Source organism: Staphylococcus hsinchuensis (assembly GCF_038789205.1).
GTDB lineage: Bacteria > Bacillota > Bacilli > Staphylococcales > Staphylococcaceae > Staphylococcus > Staphylococcus hsinchuensis.
In genome coordinates, this window is record NZ_CP128355.1 from 882,009 (window position 1) to 901,155 (window position 19,147).

The following is a 19,147-nucleotide window of genomic DNA, read 5'->3' on the forward strand; positions in this document are numbered from 1 at the left end:
TAACTTTTAGATTGCCATATCATTTATTTTTTTTCACATGAATAACATCTTCTAATTCTAATATTTTCATAAATTCACTTGTGGCGTATTTCATCGCTTGCTCATCAATATTAAATTTAGGACTGTGGTGAGGGTAATCTGTCTCTTTCTGCTTATTGCCACATCCTGTTAAAAAGAACGCACCTGGTCTTACTTTTTGATAATGTGAAAAATCTTCTCCTACCATCATTAAATCAGCTTCGTTAAATCTTAGATTGATTTCATTTGCTGCTTGTTTAACTATTTCATAACAATTTGCATTATTGTTAACTGGTAAATATCCTTTTATATATTCAAAATCATAGGTTATATCATTGGCTATAGATAAGCCTTTTAATAATTTCTCTAATTTTTCTATAATGTGGTCTTGAACCTCAGTATCAAATATTCGGACTGTGCCTTTACAAACTGCTGAGTCTGGTATGACATTATCAGCTGCACCTGCTTGTATCATACCGAAACTAATAACGGCTTGTTTAACTGGATCTATTGTTCTTGAAACAAGCTTTTGCGTACTTAAAATGAACTCAGATAATATAACGATTGGGTCTATGGTCTCATGTGGTTTGGTCCCATGGCCACCTCTACCGTTGATTGTTATTTGGAATTCATCAGGTGAAGCCATCATTGGTCCAGGTCGAGAATAAATCGTACCAGTAGGATAACCACTCCATAGGTGGTTTCCATAAATTCGGTCAACATTTTGTAGGCAACCAGCATCAATCATTTCTTGAGAGCCACCAGGCATAAGTTCTTCTCCATATTGGAAGATAAGCACCACATCACCATTTAAGCAATTTAAATGTTCTTCTATTAAATCAGCTACACCTAGTAAAGTTGCAGTATGACCATCATGACCACACGCATGCATGACTCCTTTATTTTTTGATTTGTAAGGCACATCGGCTAACTCTTCAATAGGTAATGCGTCAAAGTCAGCACGCAAGGCAATCGTTGGTCCGTCACCTCTACCTTTAAATGTAGCAATGATTCCATTTCTACCTACAGGAGCTTGTATATCACATGATAATTGACTCAAGTGACTTAAGATAAATTCATGTGTGTGGTGTTCTTTAAATGAAAGTTCAGGATATTGGTGTAAGTAACGACGGATTTGTATCATTTTATTCTCTTTTTCACTCGCAAGTTGGAACCAATCAATCATGATCATCCATCCTTCCTGTTTATTTTTAATAAGTATATCATTTAACTTATAGGCTATGTAGGTGAAATTGAGATCAAAGTACGCGCATTTTCAACTAAAGTAATAATTCTTCCTTAACATTATAAAATAAGGTATGATTAAAGTGATTAATACTATTCAAAGGGGGATGTGTCATGGTTCAATCTCTACACTCATTTTTAGATGACAACATTCAATATTTAAAAGATAACGGTCTATATAACGAAATTGATTCAATCGAAGGTGCCAACGGACCGGAAATAAAGATTAATGGTAAGCAATACATCAACTTATCTTCTAACAACTATTTAGGTCTTGCGACAGACGAAGATTTAAAGCAAGCTGCTAAAGAAGCAATCGATTCTCACGGCGTAGGTGCTGGTGCAGTAAGATCGATTAATGGAACACTTGATTTACATGACGAATTAGAAGAAACACTTGCTGAATTTAAAGGTACAGAAGCTGCTATTGCCTATCAATCTGGGTTTAACTGTAATATGGCTGCAATTTCTGCAGTAATGAATAAGCATGATGCAATCTTATCTGATGAACTGAATCACGCTTCTATTATTGATGGTTGTCGCTTATCTAAAGCTAAGATCATTCGCGTAAACCATTCTGATATGGATGATTTAAGAGCAAAAGCGAAAGAGGCTGTAGAATCAGGACAATTTAACAAAGTTATGTATATTACTGATGGCGTATTTAGTATGGATGGTGATGTAGCAAAGTTACCTGAAATTGTAGAAATTGCTGAAACATACGGTTTGATTACGTACGTAGATGATGCTCATGGTTCTGGCGTAATGGGGAAAGGCGCTGGTACGGTGAAACATTTCGGTTTACAAGATAAGATAGATTTTCAAATTGGAACATTATCTAAAGCAATTGGAGTAGTTGGTGGGTATGTAGCAGGTACGCAATCACTCATCGATTGGTTGAAGGCACAATCAAGACCATTCCTTTTCTCTACATCATTAGCACCAGGAGATACAAAAGCAATTACTGAAGCCGTTAAAAAGCTTATGAATTCAACTGAATTACATGACAAATTATGGGATAACGGGAATTACTTAAAGGCTGGATTAAAAGATTTAGGATTTAATATTGGCGAGTCAGAATCACCAATCACACCTGTCATTATTGGAGATGAAAAGGAAACACAAATGTTCAGCCAACGTTTAAAGGAAGAAGGCGTCTATGTTAAATCAATTGTCTTCCCTACAGTACCAAAAGGAACAGGCCGTGTGAGAAATATGCCAACAGCCGCACATACTAAAGAAATGTTAGATCAAGCTCTGAAGGCATATGAAAAGGTTGGAAAAGAACTCGGTACGATTAAGTAATTAAAAACATAACATAACATAACGTTCGAAGATAAAGTATCGCAATTTTCGAACGTTATATTTTTGTCGAAAATGCAATATTTTAATAAATAAATGTGGTTGCATTTCATTTTTATAGGTCTTATTATGAGAGCGTTAGCTAATTTTATATCATAGTGTTCATATGAAACGTAAAAACAGAAATTGAATGTTGTAACGGAAGGGAGCGTCAAAAATGGAATTTAGAGAATTAACCATGGCAGATGAACCACTATATTGTAACTATATCAGCGAATGGATTGACCATGATGAAAAGATTGTGCCAAGTATAACAAACATTACGAGATATGATAATTTTTCACAATTAGTTCATTTCTTAGCAGATAGTAAATCAAGTGATGGTTTTGTAGATAATACAACACTATTTTTAATTGATGATGACGAAATCATAGGAGCTGCCAATATACGTCATGAACTCAATGACCGTTTGAAAAAAGCTGTGGGACATATCGGATATGGCGTTCGAAAAAAATATCGTGGCAAAGGCTATGGTACAAAAATTCTTAAAAAATCGTTAGATTATGCCTCAAGAATTGGAATTACAGAAGTTTTAGTAACGTGTAAACAAGGCAATGACGCTTCAGCCGCTGTCATAATGAACAATGGTGGAGAAGAAATTGAGTCATATCATAGAGAAGATGGCACAGTATTTCGTAGATTTATCATAGAAAATGGATAAAATATTATAAAATGAGTAGAACCCTCTAACCTTCGTGATATTGCGAAGGTTAGAGGGTTTTTGTTGTTTTACAAAATTATTGCGCCCTAAAATGTAAATTACAACAAGGTTATATAATTATTAAGTATGTGTAAATTCAAGAAAAAATATTTTCAAAAGCGAAAAAGAGTCTTGTACAAAACTGATTTATTTGGTTTAATAATATTAAATTTAACTTTTTTCAGGAGGTATACATGGAAAGTACAGTGGATTTAACTAAGATCTTAAAGATGCTAAAGAATAATTTGAAATTATTAATTATACTACCTTTAATATTCTTACTCATCAGTGCAATAATTTCATTTTTCTTTATAGACAATAAATATCAGGCAACTACCCAAGTACTCGTAAATGAAAAAGAAAAAGACCCCAAGATGATGGCACAAGAAGTTCAAAGCAACATACAACTAGTGAATACATACTCGGAAATAGTAAAAAGCCCTAGAATTATTAATAAAGTATCAGAAAAGTTAGACAACAAATACACATCTAAAGAACTTGAAAGTATGTTATCGGTAAATAATCAAGCAGAAACTCAGTTATTAAATATCAATATTACAAGTAAAGATAAAAAAGAATCTGAGAAAATAGCGAATGCTTACGCAAATGTGTTTAGTAAGGAAGTTCCCAAAATTATGAGTGTAGATAACGTTTCTATATTATCTCATGCAGACGGAACGAGTAAGCAAGTAGAGCCTAAAACAATTATCAATTTAGCGTTAGGTATATTTATTGGTTTAGCATTAGCTCTATTAATCATAGGATTTAAAGCACTGTTTGATAAACGTATTAAAAATGAAGAAGATGTTGAACGACTACTAGATATACCAGTATTAGGTTCAATACAGAAATATGAGTAGAAGGGAATGTAAATATGTCTAGATCTAAACGAAATGTTTCACCATTAATAGTGCATAATAAACCCAAATCTATTGTCAGTGAGAAATTTAGAGGTATTCGTTCAAACATTATGTTTTCGAATGCAAATGAAGAGATTGGGAGTGTTTTGATATCTTCTGAGAAACCATCATCTGGTAAAAGTACAGTTTCTGCTAATTTAGCAATTACTTACGCCCAAGCAGGTTATAAAACTTTAGTAATCGATGGAGATATGAGAAAGCCCACACAACATTATTTGTTTAATTTATCAAACCAAAGCGGTCTTTCTAATTTAATTATTGGTAAAGTAATTAAAAAAGATGCAATAAAAAATACGCACGTAGACAATTTAGATGTTTTAACGGCAGGTCCAGTGCCACCAAATCCATCTGAATTAATTGGTTCAAAAAAATTTGAAGAATTGTTTCAACATTTATTAGCAGAGTACGATTTTATTGTAATAGACACTCCGCCAGTGACTACTGTGACTGATGCACAATTGTATGCACAGTTGGTAGAAAATTGCATCTTAGTCATTGATAGTGAAAAAAATGATAAGAAAGAAGTCATTAAAGCCAAAGAATTACTAGAAAAATCTTTTGGAAAAGTAATTGGTGTTGTATTTAATAAGTCAAAAGTAGAAAAGAATTCAAATTATTACAATTACTATGGAGATGAGGGCAATGTTTGATATACATAATCATATTTTGATTAATGTAGATGATGGGCCTCAATCGAAAGAAGAAGCTATTACTTTACTTAAGCAAGCATCGAACGAAGGCGTGACAGATATTATTGCCACACCACATCACTTAACGACACGTTTTAATAATGATATTCAATCAGTAAAAAATAATATCAATACTTTAAAAGAGTTAATCAATGAAGAAAAAATAAATATCAATATATACCATGGCCAAGAGATAAGAATAACGGATCGTATTATTGAGGAAATTGATACAGGTTCTATTTCCGGAATAAATGATTCGCAATATCTATTAATTGAATTCCCTTCTAATGAAGTTCCACATTATACACAAAATCTTTTTTATACATTACAAAATATGGGATATATTCCAATCATCGCACATCCAGAGAGAAACAAAGTTATTAGTCAAGACTTGGATGTGCTTTTTGATTTGGTCAACAGTGGCGCTTTAGCACAACTTACTTCTGGATCATTGACAGGTCAATTTGGTAAAAAAGTAACGCAAAATTCAATCAAAATGATAGAAAATAACTTGGTACATTTTATTGCTTCAGATGCACATAGCACAAACGAAAGACCATTTATAATGAATTCACTCTTCGATAACAAGAAATTAGAAGATTATCATGGGGATTTAAATGAATATTTAACAAATGCAAAAAAATTAATAAATAATGAAAAAATCACTAAATATAGACCAATTCAAGATTATAAAAAGAAAAAGTGGTTTGGGATATTTTAGAAATAAATAAATGAGGGATGTTTTGTGACACAGATTTCAAAGAAAGTTCGCTTAATGGGACTAATATTAATCGATTCATTAATAGTGACTTTCTCAGTATTTTTAGGATATTTTATTCTAGAACCCTATTTTGAAAATTATTCAATAAAAGTATTATTGTTTTCCGCAATCAGTCTTTTGGTATTTCACCATTTATTTGCTGCGTTATTTAACTTATATCATCGTGCTTGGGAATATGCGAGTGTAAGTGAATTATTGCTAGTAGTTCGGGCAGTTTCTAGTTCTATTATTGCCACGATTGTTATCGTACCAATATTTACAGGAATATCACCATTTTTTAGATTGTATTTCATTACGTGGATGATGCATCTCATACTCATAGGTGGTTCAAGGATATTTTGGAGAATTTATCGAAAATACATTGTAGGGAAATCGGTAAAAAAAACGCCAACGCTTATTGTAGGAGCTGGGCAAGGTGGATCTTTACTAATACGACAAATGTTAAGAAGCCCTAATATGAGAATGGAACCAGTCTTAGCAGTAGATGATGATATCAATAAACAACGTATTGCGATTGCTGAAGGTGTCAAAGTACAAGGTGTTATCAATGATATACCGATGCTTGTAAAGAAATATGAAATTAAAAAAATTATTATTGCTATTCCAACTTTAAGCGCAGATAGGCTAAAAGAAATTAACGAAATTTGTAATATCGATGGCGTAGAAATGTTTAAAATGCCAAGCATAGAAGATGTAATGTCGGGAGAATTGGAAGTAAACCAACTTAAAAAAGTGAAAATTGAAGACTTGTTAGGAAGAGACCCAGTTGAACTAGATATGGCAATGATTTCTAAAGAATTAACAAATAAAACAATCATGATAACGGGTGCTGGAGGCTCTATTGGCTCAGAAATCTGTAGGCAAGTATGTAAATTTAAGCCTAATAAAATTATTTTACTTGGTCATGGAGAGAATAGCATTTATTTAATCCACCATGAGCTAACTAATAAATACGGTAAAGAGATTGAAGTTATCCCAGTTATCGCAGATATTCAAAACAAAACGCGTTTACAAGAAGTGGTAAATGAATTTAAACCATATGTAATCTACCATGCTGCAGCACATAAACACGTACCATTAATGGAATACAACCCTAGAGAAGCAGTAAGAAACAATATTATTGGTACAAGGAATATTGCTGAAACGGCAAAAGAAGTAGGAATACGAAAGTTTGTAATGATATCAACTGATAAAGCTGTTAACCCACCTAATGTGATGGGGGCATCAAAGCGTGTTGCTGAAATGATTATACAAAGTTTAAATGAACCAGAAGGTAGCACTGACTTTGTCGTTGTACGCTTTGGTAATGTATTAGGTTCTAGAGGTTCAGTAATTCCTTTATTTAAGAAACAAATAGAAGCGGGTGGACCAGTTACAGTAACCCATCCTGATATGACGCGTTATTTTATGACTATACCAGAAGCTTCAAGACTTGTATTACAAGCAGGTGCCTTAGCACAAGGTGGAGAAGTATTTGTTTTAGATATGGGTGAACCAGTCAAAATTGTAGATTTAGCTCGAAATCTTATTCGTTTGAGTGGAAAAAAAGAAGAAGATATTGGAATCGAATTTTCTGGGATACGACCTGGAGAAAAGCTATATGAAGAATTATTAAATGAAAATGAAATACATCCAGAGCAAGTATATGAAAAAATATATATTGGTAAAGTTCGTCTCGAAAATAAATCAGAATTATATGAATTTATAGAAGAATTAAGCGAACATTTTGATAAAGAACAATTAATTAAGTTTGTAAATAAATAGTTTTATATTACAGTTTTTAAAGGAGCTAATAATTGTGGGATTAAATAGAAAAGTAGCAGTAATTGGATTAGGTTATGTAGGAATGCCTCTAGCAGTTGCATTTGCAAAGCATTTTGAGGTTATTGGATTTGATATTGATGCAGAGAAAATTGAAAAATATAAAAACAATATTGACCCAACAGGAGAAATTGGTAGTGAGAAATTAAAGGAAACGACACTGAACTTTACTTCATCAGAGGAAGAGATAAAAGATGCAGATTTTTATATAGTAACAGTGCCTACACCTATCAACCAAGATAATACACCTGATTTAAAACCTGTGGAAGGTGCAACTAAACTAGTAGCAAAATATGTTAATAAAGGTGATTATATCATTTATGAATCAACTGTATATCCTGGTGTAACAGAAGATATATGCGTTCCATTAATCGAGGAAATTTCTGGTTTAAATTCACCTCATGATTTTAAAGTTGGTTATTCACCAGAAAGAATTAATCCAGGCGACAAGAAAAACACAGTTGAGAATATTATAAAAATAGTTTCAGGTATTGATGATGAAGCATTAAATGTAATATCACAAATATATGGAAAAGTAATAAAAGCTGGCGTACATAAAGCTTCATCAATTAAAGTCGCTGAAAGTGCTAAAGTAGTTGAAAATAGCCAAAGAGATATCAATATTGCATTTATGAATGAATTATCACAAGTATTTAATCTGATGGGTATCAATACATTTGAAGTTATCGAAGCTATGAATACAAAATGGAACGCCCTTGGGTTTTACCCCGGATTAGTAGGGGGCCACTGTATTGGGGTAGATCCATATTACTTTATATATCAAGCAGAAAACTTAGGTTATTATTCACAAATAATTTCAGCAGGAAGAAAGATTAACAATCAAATGACGCAATTTGTTTCCCAAAATATAGTGAAAGAATTGATGAAAAATAATAAAGCTTCTAACTGTAACATTGTTGTAGCGGGATTAACTTTTAAAGAGGATACACCAGATTTTAGAAATTCAAAAGTCTTAGATGTCATAAAAGAACTAAATGACTATGGAATTAAACCAAATATAGTAGACCCGTTCGCAAAAAGTTTTAAAGGAGAAATTGATGGTGTAATTACCAGTGAGTTTAAATCCGATAAACCTATTGATGTACTGATCTATGCTGTAAATCATAAAGCATTTAAAGATATTGAAGATGAGACATTTATAAATAGCTTAAATCAAGATTCAGCTATAATTGTAGATTTAAAAAATAGATTTAAACAATATGCTAGTGATAAAAGAAAATACTGGTCATTATAAAAAGAAAGAGGGAATCTGTTTGAAAATATTGCATATAAACAGTAATTATTTACATTCACCTTTATATAGTGAGATGTTAAGAAGGTTAGAATATTTTAACATTTACAATGATGTAATAATGCCTAGGAAAAAAGCGGATAATAAACATCTTAACTCAAATTTATTAGAAACAAATTCGAAAATTTATAATTCTCAAATAATTAATAAAGCTGATAGATTCTTATATTTTAGAAAACAAAGAAAAATTAATAATTGGGTTAAAAGTTTAGAAGTTGATTATACTAAGTATGACATAGTACATGCTCATACTTTATTTTCAGATGGATATCAGGCTTACATTTCTAATAGACCATATGTAGTTACTATAAGAAATACAGACGTTAATTATTATCTAAAATATTTTAAACACTTGTATCCTGTTGCTAAAAATATAATTAACAAAGCAAAAAAAATAATTTTTCTTTCTGAATCATATAAAGAAAAATTTCTTGTTAAATTATTTAAGAATGAAAATACAAGAAGTAAAGTTGCTGAAAAGTCAATCGTAATCCCAAATGGCATTAATGATTTTTGGATTAATAATGCTAATAATGAAAATAAAGTGATAAAAGATGAAATTAACGTTCTTTTTATAGGAAGAATAATGAAAAATAAAAATATAGATTTTATAGCTAGAAATTTAAATGATGAAAATTTCAATAAGAAAATAAATATTTATGTAATAGGAGAAGTGATTGAAAATGAATATTATGAAAAACTAAAAAGATTCCATAATGTAGTTTTTTTAGGAAAAAAATCAAAAAACGAATTAATAAATATTATGAAATCAATGCATATATTTGCTATGGTCTCCTTTCATGAAACGTTTGGTTTAGTATATTTAGAAGCATTAACTCAAAATTTACCTCTTCTATATACAAAAAATGAAGGGTTTGATAATTACTTCGAAAATGGAAGAGTGGGTTATGCGGTGAATCCCAATAATGACGAGGAGCTTATCGATAAATTCAAAAAAATTTATAAAGAGTATAACTCACTTCAAGTAAAAATCAGTAATATAAATAAAAATGCATTTAGTTGGGAAAGTAACGCTAGAAATCATCAAAAAATATATATAAATATTTTAAATAAAAATTGGAAATATACATGAAATTTCTCAAAGATATTTTCTTAAATATTTTGTCCCAAGCATTATTTCTGGCTGTTCAACAAATAATTTTATTTCCGATTTTTGAAAGTCATTTAGGGCAAAAAGAGTTTGGTTTTTTTCTATTGTTATATGGAATTTTTAATGTTTTTACCGTTACTATAGCTACCAGTTTTACAAATCTTTATCAAAAAAAACTAAATATTTATATTGATCAATCTCGTGAAGTGAAAACATATTATATTTTTTATAAAAAGATGATAGTTTATTGTTTACTGATTTTATTAATGGTTTTCGTGGTTTTATTCTTTACGAAATTCAATACTCTAAGTTATCTTTTAATTTCAATTTTAGTAATATTAACAACTAGTAGAATGTTTCTAATAGTTTGGTACCGAGTACATAAAAATTATATTTTTATACTTTTTATTAACTTAATTTTAAGCCTAATGTATGTTTTAGTATTGGTTATAAATCCATTAACTATCTCGGAGATATTGTTGTCATTTATAGTTATTGAATTATTAGTAAATATAATTATTTACATTTTATTGAAAATAAATATAAATAGGTTTTTCGAGTATAATATGAATGATTTTAGTTATGCTTCTTTAAATTTTTTAATGTTATCTGGTTTTTCAGCTTCCTTAATGAACTATTCAGATCGTTTTCTTATAAACATATTATTGGGTGCTTCAAGTGTTACAGTGTTTTATATAGCTACACTGCCGACTAAACTTATGATCCTTCCTTTTAATATGATGTCAACTGTAATTTTAAGTTACTTAGCTAAATCTAATAATATTAATAAGCAAATTAAACGTAAACTATTATTATTATTACCAATTATATTTATAATAGTATCTTCTCTTTCTTATCTTATAGGACTATTAATAATTAAATTATTATATGATGAATATTATGATAATATCCAAAGTATTTATTTTATAGTGGTATTTACTTTTGGGTTAGTATGCGTAGATAGTATAGTACGAAGTTTTATATTGAAATACTATTCAATAATAAAAAAATCAGTTTTAGATATTTCTATTTTGTTGATTTTTATAGTTTTATCAATTTTCTTGGTTTTAATTAATCACTCACTTTTATCAATTGCATTAGCACAGTTAGTTTCAATGTTTCTAAAAGTTATTATTGAAATATTCATTCTATTAAAGTTAGAAGTCGAGGATTAGTAATTTAAATATCTAAAGGAAGGAGGAAATGATAATGGAAAATATCCAAAAAACTGGAAAATTTGAAATTAAAGTATCCACATTAATAACCGTTTGTTTATATCTACTAATTCTTATAGGTTCTATGAATGCAATGGAGTCTTCCTTGAAAATAGTAGGATTATTATCTCTTATATCGACTTTATTAGTTTCAACAATAGGAATATTAATCTTTATATTTGTCAAAAAGAATTTTTTGCCGTTACAGTTTATTATTTTATTTATTATAATAATTTCTACTGTAGTGTGTTTTTTTTCTGTAATTAATAATAGGTATGATTTGAAAGACCTAATTAATACCTTGCAGATGTTATCATGCTTTAATTTATTAGTTTTTGTATCCTGTATTAAGTTTGACTATTCAAAATTAAAATTCATTAACCTCTTTGTAACTTTATTTATTACTTTTCATTTCATAATTTGGATTATATCTGGATGTCCACGAATGTTTGCTAGTATCTATAATAATTCAAATTTAATTGGGCCGTATATGTTTTATTCATCATTTTTTTTGATATTAGGATTTAGATATTCAAAAAAGAAACTTTTATATTCTTTAATTTTATTTATGAGTTTTATATTAATATTAGCAAGTGATGCTAGATCAATTTTATTAAGTGTTTTTGTTTCTATAGTTATATTCTCTTTTTGGAAGTACATTAGTAAATCACAGATTTTATCATTTATATTCTTTATTTTATTAATTTCAGCTATATTAATGTTTGTATTTGTCTACCCTATATTACCTACCTTTTCCTTTTTTAATTCAGCTGAACAATGGATGGTAACCCATACAGGTAAAAGTATCATGTCAGGTAGAAATGTATTGTGGGTTCCATTAATAGAAATGATTAATCAAAAGCTATTTTTAGGTTATGGGCCTGGTACTTTAGCAAGTGATTTAATTGCTACTGATCAGTCGCCGCATAATTTATATTTAAATATATTAATGCAAATAGGCTACATTGGTTTGTTTTTAAATATACTTTTATTTCTTGTGATTTGGCATGGGTTAACTAAATTAAGAAATAATTTTATAGCAAGATTAGTAGGTAGTTATTTTGTAGGTATTTTAGTACATCAATCTTTTGAAATAACATTATTTCAAAACCAATTATCAGTAGGTTTATTACAATGGTTTATTTTAGCTGTGGGATTAAGTGTAGTAATTGAGACTTCATTGAGTAAGAATCATAAATAATTTAAGCATTTAAAAGGGAGATTGTATATGAAAAAAGTATGGATTTTAAATCATTATGCAACAGATAATTATTTTAATGAAGGCGGTAGACATTATTGGTTCAGCCAAAATTTAAAAAATAATGGGTATGATGTAAGTATTTTTTGCGCTAATACGCGTCATAATTCAAAAGATGTAATTAGTTTGAACGGTGGTAAGTATATAAGAAAAATAAAAAATGATATACCATTTATTTTCGTGAAATCAAGTTTATACGAAAAAAATAATTATAAACGAATCATAAACATATTAACATTTAGCAAAAATTTATTGAATCTATCTAATGAATTTGTGAGTAAATATGGGAAACCGGATATTATTGTGGCCTCTAGTGTCCACCCATTAACTTTGATGGTTGGGTTAAGAATAGCAAAGAAATTAAATATCCCTTGTATAGTGGAGATTAGAGATTTATGGCCAGAAAGTATTGTAGCTTACGGAATATTAAGTGAAAAAAATATACTAAGCAAGCTTATGTACAAATGTGAAAAGATAATTTACCAAAAAGCGGACGCAATTATAATGACATGGGAGGGTGGTAAAGACTATATCAAAAATAAAGGATGGTTTAATAAAATAAACAAAAATAAAATATACCATATTAGCAATGGTGTAGTTTTAAGTGATTTTGATTACAATAGTCAAAACTTTTTTGTAAATAAAAATCTAGAATATGATATAAAAGCGTTCGTATATACAGGATCTATTAGAAAAGTGAATAATATAGAGGTTTTAGTTGAAGCGGCGGACCTTATACAAAACAAGTATAAAAAATCAGATATAAAAATTTTAATCTACGGAAATGGTGACAAAAGAGAATATTTAATAGATAAAGTGCAGAAGTTAGGTTTAACAAATATTGAGTTTAAAGGTAGTGTACCAAAAAAATATATACCTTCTATTTTAAAACAATCCTATGCTAACATTCTTCATAATAAAAGTACGCAACTAAATAAATACGGGCAAAGTCAGAATAAATTATTTGAGTATTTGGCAGCTGGGAAGCCAATTTTACAGACTTATCAAACAGGTTATAGCGTAATAGATAGGTTTAATGCAGGTGTGTGCCTTGATAAACAAACACCTGATATGATAGCTAATGCTATTATAGAAATGTCTAATAATGAAAGAAAATCATTTGAACAAGGTGAAAATGCAAGAAGTGCGGCGCACGAATTTGATTTTGAAAAGTTAACTTCAAAATTAATAAAAGTAATAGAAAATGAGGAGGTGTAAACTTTGCTTAAAAGATTATTTGACTTTACAGTTAGCTTAATAGGTTTGGTGATAACATCTCCTATTATTGTCGTATCTTCTATTTTGATTGCTAAAAAATTAGGTAAACCTGTGTTATTTAGGCAAACACGACCAGGTAAAGACGAAGTGCCATTTGAAATATACAAATTTCGTACGATGACTGATGAAAAAGATGAATATGGTGAATTATTACCTGATGAACAAAGGATGACTAAACTAGGTAGTACAATAAGAAGTGCAAGTATTGATGAATTGCCTCAACTTATTAATGTGCTTAAAGGTGATTTAAGTTTAGTTGGCCCTAGACCTTTATTGATGGAATATTTGCCGTTATATAATGAAGAACAGAGAAAAAGGCACAGCGTAAAACCGGGGATTACCGGATGGGCGCAAATCAATGGACGCAATGCAATTACTTGGGAACAAAAATTTAAATTAGATGTTTGGTACGCTGAAAACCAATCATTCAAATTAGATATGTATATTTTATACAAAACAGTTGAGAATGTTTTAAAGAAAAAAGATATTAGTACAGATGCACATGTCACAATGGAAAGGTTTAAAGGTAATAGCTAATGAAACAACTTATTATGATTGGTAAAGGTGGTCATTCTAAAGTCATTAGGGATATTATTTTAGCTCAAGGTGAATATCAGTTAGTTGGCTACTTAGATAATGCGATTGAATCTTATTATGAACAAGATGATTTATTTTTTGATAATTTAAACAATATTAATAAGTATTCATCGGACCATTTTTTTATTATAGCGATTGGTAATAATCATGTTAGAGAAAAAATTGTTTTGAAATATGGTTTGAATATAGAACAGTTCGCTACGCTTATACATCCTTCAGCCATTATAAGTCCATTTAGTTCAATAGGGAGAGGTACAGTCGTAATGCCCCTCGTTGTAATAAATGCGGATACTCGTATAGGAAATCATGCAATTGTGAATTCAGGAGCAGTTGTAGAGCATGACAATGTAATTGAGGATTATGTCCACATTTCACCAGGCGCACTTTTAGCTGGTGGTGTAACAGTAGGTGAATTAGCACATGTCGCAATTGGTTCTAACGTACTACCTCAAGTGAAAATTGGCAGTAATAGTATTGTCGGTGCAGGAGCTACTGTAATTGAAGATGTACCTTCAGAACAAACAGTTATAGGTACACCTGCCAAACCAAAGGAGTGAATATAGTGGAAAAAGAAAGAGTATTTTTATCGAGACCACATATGGGCGGTAATGAACAAAAATATATAGAAGATGCTTTTGAAAAAAATTGGATAGCTCCATTAGGTGAAAATGTTACAGAATTTGAAAATGATATCAAACGTTATACAGGCGTTGGAGAAGCTTTAGCAGTGAGTAGTGGAACAGCAGCAATACATCTTGCACTTATAGAAAGTAATGTAGGTCAAGACGATATCGTATTTTGTTCTTCTTTAACGTTTTGCGCTACGTCAAATCCAATTCTCTATCAAGGGGCTCAACCAGTATTTATTGACTCCGAGCTAGATACATGGAATATGTCTCCAGAAGCATTAAAAAAAGCCTTTGAAAAGTATGAACAATTAGGACAAAAACCTAAAGCTGTAATAGTTGTGAATTTATATGGGCAATCAGCTCAATTAAATGAAATTCGTGAAATCTGTAATCAATATGATGTTGTGTTGATTGAAGACGCAGCGGAGTCTTTAGGTTCAGAATATAACGGTAAGAAAAGTGGGAGCTTTGGTGACTACGGCATTTATTCATTTAATGGTAATAAGATTATCACTACAAGTGGCGGTGGTATGTTAGTTACTAATGATAAGGTTTCAAGAGATCACGCATTATTCCTATCAACTCAAGCTAGAGATAAAGCCATTCATTATGAACATAGTGAATTAGGTTATAATTATCGATTAAGTAATATCTCTGCAGGTATTGGAAGAGGACAAATGGAAGTTTTAGATAACAGGGTGAGTATAAGACGTAGCATTTTTGAAAAATATCAACAATCATTAGGAAATATTAATGGGTTCGAATTCCAACCAGAGATTACAAATTCTAAATCTAATAGATGGCTTACTGCATTAACGATTGATCCTGAAAAAGCTGGTTTTTCATCTAAGGATGTTATTGAAGCTTTAGAAAAAGAAAACATCGAAGCTCGTCCAGTATGGAAACCAATGCATTTACAACCACTGTATTCAAATTATGACTTCATAAAATTAAATAGTGATAATGCAAAAGCTTTATTCGAAAATGGTATTTGTCTTCCATCAAGTTCTGACATGCAAGCTGAACAACAGGATCGAGTTATTCAAATAATTAAAGATTTAAATAGTGACAAGTAAGGAGCTGTCACCAATATGAAGAAAAAATCCAAAACTAAAAAGATTATTCTCATTTGCTTCATTATCTTAGCGATTGGTGTGTTATTAGTAGCTGCTTTTATTTTCTACAAGTTAACAGCTTTGAATACTGCGATTAATAATCCGCTTGACCGTGGAGATCACTCTGAATTAAGGCAGGGCAAAGTGAAAAAGGGTGAACCGATTTCTATAGCTTTGTTTGGTATTGATGATGACAAGGTGCGACATCAACAGAATGAAGGTCAGCGTTCGGATTCTATCATCTTAATGTCAATTAATAAGAAAAATAAAAAAGTAGAAATGATTAGTGTACCAAGAGACACAAGAACTGAAATTGTAGGAAAGCATAAAGAAGATAAGATCAATCATGCTTATGCATATGGCGGGCCAGACATGGCGGTTAAATCAGTAGAAAAATTAATGGATGTGCCGATTGATCATTATGCCGCAATTAATATGGACGGCGTATCCACTGTCATCGATGAGTTAGATGGCGTAGATGTAGTCAGCAATGCTTCTTTCTTTATCAAAGGATATGATTTTAAAAAAGGGAAGAAATATCATATGGATGGTAAAGAAGCAATGAACTTTATGCGCAGTAGAAAGGAACCAGGTGCTGGTGGCGATGAAGGGCGTCAGGTACGTCAACAACTCGTGATTGAAGCGGTAGCGAAGAAAGCATTACAACCAAGTTCTATTCCTAAGATGAACGGTATATTTGATGCAGCAGGCGATAACGTTAAGACAGACTTAAGTATCACTGAGCTAAATGGTATTCGTTCGGATTATAAAAATGCACAAAATAAAGTGAATCGTCACACTTTAGAAGGACAAAATAAAAAAGGTGAAGATGGTATTTACTATTTCTATCCAGGTAATAATGATGCCATTATCAATGCGTATAAGAAAAATTTAAATTTAAAATAACACCATCATTTTTCAACTTAACCCGACAACGTCATGTTGTCGGGTTTTTATATTTACCATAAACATTATCATTGTGTCTGTTTCATATTCATATGATAATGAAGGAGAACGTCATTTGAAATTTATATAATTGCTATTATGAATATAAAGAAAAATTTTTGAAAGTTTTAAATGATAAAATTCAAGTTAAAGAGGTGTAATGATGTTATTTATAGATGAACAAAAACAAGCAGAATTATTAAATATGAAAGAGGTTGTGGATGCGGTAGCAGAATCGTTACAGGCATATTCGGAAGGTAAAACCGAAACACCGTTGCGTTATGTTTTGCCATTTAATGAGGATAATCGATATCTTGTTATGCCGGCTTTATCTGATGAACTAAAGATCGTTGGTCTAAAAACGGTTACGATGGCACCGAATAATACGAAGATTGGTAAAAATACAATTGTTGGTTCGGTCATTTTGTCAGATTATGAAACGGGGGAAACGTTAGCAGTTCTAGAAGGTTCATACTTAACGAAGATTCGTACAGGTGCGATTTCAGGCGTTGCAACACGTTACCTTGCGAAAGAAAATGCTGAAACACTTTGTGTAGTTGGTACGGGAGATCAAGCTGAAGGATTAATTGAAGCAGTACTTGCAGAAAGAAATATTAAACGCATTCAATTCTTTAATCGCACATATGATAAAGCAGTTAAATTTTCAGAGAAAGTGCAGAGTCAACATTCAGATTTAGACGTTGAAGTTTTTGAAAATGTGGAAGACGCTATTCATCAAGCCGATGTGATTGTTACTGCAACGAATGCCTCAGAACCAGTATTCAATAATGAGTTGAAACCAGGTGTACATGTGAATGCAGTAGGATCGTTTAAACCTGAAATGCAAGAGTTACCGACACATGTGGTTTCATCTGCAGATAAAGTTGTCGTTGAATCGGCTGAAGCAGCTTTAGAGGAAACTGGTGATTTAGTGACGCCTATTTCTGAAGGTGAATTTAATAAAGACGATTTATATGGTGAGTTAGGTCGTATCGTTTCAGGCCAGCTCGATGGACGAACTTCAGAGGAAGAGAAGACAGTATTTAAATCAGTAGGTTTAGCTATTGTTGATATTGTAGTGGCAAACTATTTTTATCAAAAGTTCAAACAACAAAATGAATCGTAAAGGTCAATAACAGTTTTTATGAAATAGATTGTTTGGAGGAAGAAAAATATGAAATCAGTGTTACTTATCGGGCAGTCTAATATGGCTGGTCGAGGGTTCACAAATCAAGTGGAACCAATTATAGATGAACGTATATTTGTACTGCGCAATGGTCGTTGGCAAATGATGGATGAACCGATTCATAGTGATCGAGCAGTTGCTGGTATCGGTCCAGCAGCCTCTTTCGCTAAAATGTGGGTAGATGCGCACCCAAATGAAACAATTGGGCTCATTCCTTGTGCTGATGGAGGTACATCAATTGATGAATGGGCGAAAGATCAAATGTTAACGAGACATGCAATTGCAGAAACTCAGTTTGCAATGGAATCGAGTGATCTTATCGGCATATTGTGGCATCAAGGTGAAAGTGATAGTTTAAACGGTAATTATGCGACTTATAGTGAAAAATTGAAAGGTCTCATTGATTATTTAAGAGAAACGTTTAATAAGCCAGAGTGTCCTTTCGTGATGGGGTTATTAGGAGATTATCTCGGACAGCAAGGTTTCGGTCTCAGTGCGCCTGAATTTCAACATATTAATACATGTATTCAAGAAGTTGCGCAACAAAAAGACAATTGTTATTTCGTTACAGCACAAGCGTTAACGCCAAATCCTGACGGTATCCATATTGATGCATTATCACAACGTAAGTTTGGTATGCGTTATTATAAAGCGTTTAATGAGAGAAGTAATGTGGATGTACCATTAAATGGGGAAGAGAATATTGAATCTAAGTTAACGAAAAAGAAATATACGAAAAATGAAAAGATGTATATGCTTATAGCTAAATTATCTAGAAATCAAATATCATACGAAGATTTTGAGAAGCAAATGCAGTCCCTTTATTAAAAATTATGTTATACATGAAACAAAAAGGCGGTTGGTGGAATCCGTGTTCCATCAACCGCAAAAATTATACAGCCTAATAATTAAGAATTTTTGCCCAAAAAAATTCTAATTAGAAATTAAAGTCCGATTCTTTTCATG

18 protein-coding genes are annotated in these 19,147 nt (G+C 31.1%); 17 read left to right on the top strand and 1 reads right to left on the bottom strand.

The window, feature by feature from the left end; all coding sequences use genetic code 11:
• Positions 1-19: 19 nt before the first annotated feature.
• Positions 20-1,204, bottom strand: coding sequence for a M20 family metallopeptidase (locus tag QQM35_RS04335; protein WP_342610529.1), 1,185 nt, complete (start codon positions 1,202-1,204; stop codon positions 20-22).
• A gap of 173 nt (positions 1,205-1,377) precedes the next feature.
• On the opposite strand from QQM35_RS04335, the gene QQM35_RS04340 reads away from it, so the two are divergent.
• The 17 genes from QQM35_RS04340 to QQM35_RS04420 all read left to right on the top strand — a co-directional run bounded on the left by QQM35_RS04340 (position 1,378) and on the right by QQM35_RS04420 (position 19,009).
• Complete coding sequence (locus QQM35_RS04340) at positions 1,378-2,568, top strand: glycine C-acetyltransferase (RefSeq protein ID WP_251943438.1); 1,191 nt, start codon at positions 1,378-1,380, stop codon at positions 2,566-2,568.
• A gap of 214 nt (positions 2,569-2,782) precedes the next feature.
• Positions 2,783-3,286: a GNAT family N-acetyltransferase gene (locus QQM35_RS04345; protein WP_342610531.1), complete on the top strand. Its 504-nt coding sequence runs from the start codon at positions 2,783-2,785 to the stop codon at positions 3,284-3,286.
• A gap of 233 nt (positions 3,287-3,519) precedes the next feature.
• A complete protein-coding gene (locus QQM35_RS04350) occupies positions 3,520-4,185 on the top strand; it encodes a YveK family protein (protein ID WP_342610532.1) in 666 nt (221 codons plus the stop codon).
• 14 nt (positions 4,186-4,199) lie between these two features.
• Positions 4,200-4,895, top strand: coding sequence for a polysaccharide biosynthesis tyrosine autokinase (locus QQM35_RS04355; RefSeq protein ID WP_251943433.1), 696 nt, complete (start codon positions 4,200-4,202; stop codon positions 4,893-4,895).
• The gene (locus QQM35_RS04360; RefSeq protein ID WP_251943430.1) at positions 4,888-5,655 is read left to right on the top strand and encodes a tyrosine-protein phosphatase; all 768 of its coding nucleotides are present in this window, start codon (positions 4,888-4,890) and stop codon (positions 5,653-5,655) included. Before QQM35_RS04355 ends, QQM35_RS04360 begins: the two co-directional genes overlap by 8 nt.
• A 54-nt stretch (positions 5,656-5,709) precedes the next feature.
• Positions 5,710-7,479: a polysaccharide biosynthesis protein gene (locus QQM35_RS04365; RefSeq protein ID WP_425356342.1), complete on the top strand. Its 1,770-nt coding sequence runs from the start codon at positions 5,710-5,712 to the stop codon at positions 7,477-7,479.
• A 34-nt stretch (positions 7,480-7,513) separates the two neighbouring features.
• Complete coding sequence (locus tag QQM35_RS04370; RefSeq protein WP_342610534.1) at positions 7,514-8,791, top strand: nucleotide sugar dehydrogenase; 1,278 nt, start codon at positions 7,514-7,516, stop codon at positions 8,789-8,791.
• Between the two features lie 19 nt (positions 8,792-8,810).
• Positions 8,811-9,941 carry a glycosyltransferase family 4 protein gene (locus tag QQM35_RS04375; RefSeq protein ID WP_342610535.1) on the top strand — a complete coding sequence of 377 codons (1,131 nt, stop codon included), beginning with the start codon at positions 8,811-8,813 and terminating at the stop codon, positions 9,939-9,941.
• Positions 9,938-11,134, top strand: coding sequence for a hypothetical protein (locus QQM35_RS04380; protein ID WP_342610536.1), 1,197 nt, complete (start codon positions 9,938-9,940; stop codon positions 11,132-11,134). The genes QQM35_RS04375 and QQM35_RS04380 overlap by 4 nt, the downstream gene beginning before the upstream one ends.
• Positions 11,135-11,168: 34 nt before the next feature.
• Positions 11,169-12,374, top strand: a complete 1,206-nt coding sequence (locus QQM35_RS04385) for an O-antigen ligase family protein (RefSeq protein ID WP_251943419.1) — start codon at positions 11,169-11,171, stop codon at positions 12,372-12,374.
• A 27-nt stretch (positions 12,375-12,401) separates the two neighbouring features.
• The gene (locus QQM35_RS04390; protein ID WP_342610537.1) at positions 12,402-13,649 is read left to right on the top strand and encodes a glycosyltransferase family 4 protein; all 1,248 of its coding nucleotides are present in this window, start codon (positions 12,402-12,404) and stop codon (positions 13,647-13,649) included.
• Between the two features lie 3 nt (positions 13,650-13,652).
• Positions 13,653-14,246 (top strand): sugar transferase, encoded by a 594-nt coding sequence (locus QQM35_RS04395; RefSeq protein ID WP_342610538.1) that lies wholly within the window; start codon positions 13,653-13,655, stop codon positions 14,244-14,246.
• Complete coding sequence (locus QQM35_RS04400) at positions 14,246-14,863, top strand: acetyltransferase (protein WP_251943414.1); 618 nt, start codon at positions 14,246-14,248, stop codon at positions 14,861-14,863. The genes QQM35_RS04395 and QQM35_RS04400 overlap by 1 nt, the downstream gene beginning before the upstream one ends.
• A gap of 5 nt (positions 14,864-14,868) precedes the next feature.
• On the top strand, positions 14,869-16,011 hold the full coding sequence (locus tag QQM35_RS04405; protein ID WP_342610539.1) for an aminotransferase class I/II-fold pyridoxal phosphate-dependent enzyme: 1,143 nt from the start codon (positions 14,869-14,871) through the stop codon (positions 16,009-16,011).
• 15 nt (positions 16,012-16,026) lie between these two features.
• Positions 16,027-16,956, top strand: a complete 930-nt coding sequence (locus QQM35_RS04410; RefSeq protein WP_251943412.1) for an LCP family protein — start codon at positions 16,027-16,029, stop codon at positions 16,954-16,956.
• Positions 16,957-17,158: 202 nt separating this feature from the next.
• Positions 17,159-18,121 (top strand): ornithine cyclodeaminase family protein, encoded by a 963-nt coding sequence (locus QQM35_RS04415; protein ID WP_251518641.1) that lies wholly within the window; start codon positions 17,159-17,161, stop codon positions 18,119-18,121.
• Between the two features lie 48 nt (positions 18,122-18,169).
• Complete coding sequence (locus tag QQM35_RS04420) at positions 18,170-19,009, top strand: sialate O-acetylesterase (protein WP_251518643.1); 840 nt, start codon at positions 18,170-18,172, stop codon at positions 19,007-19,009.
• Positions 19,010-19,147 lie beyond the last annotated feature (138 nt).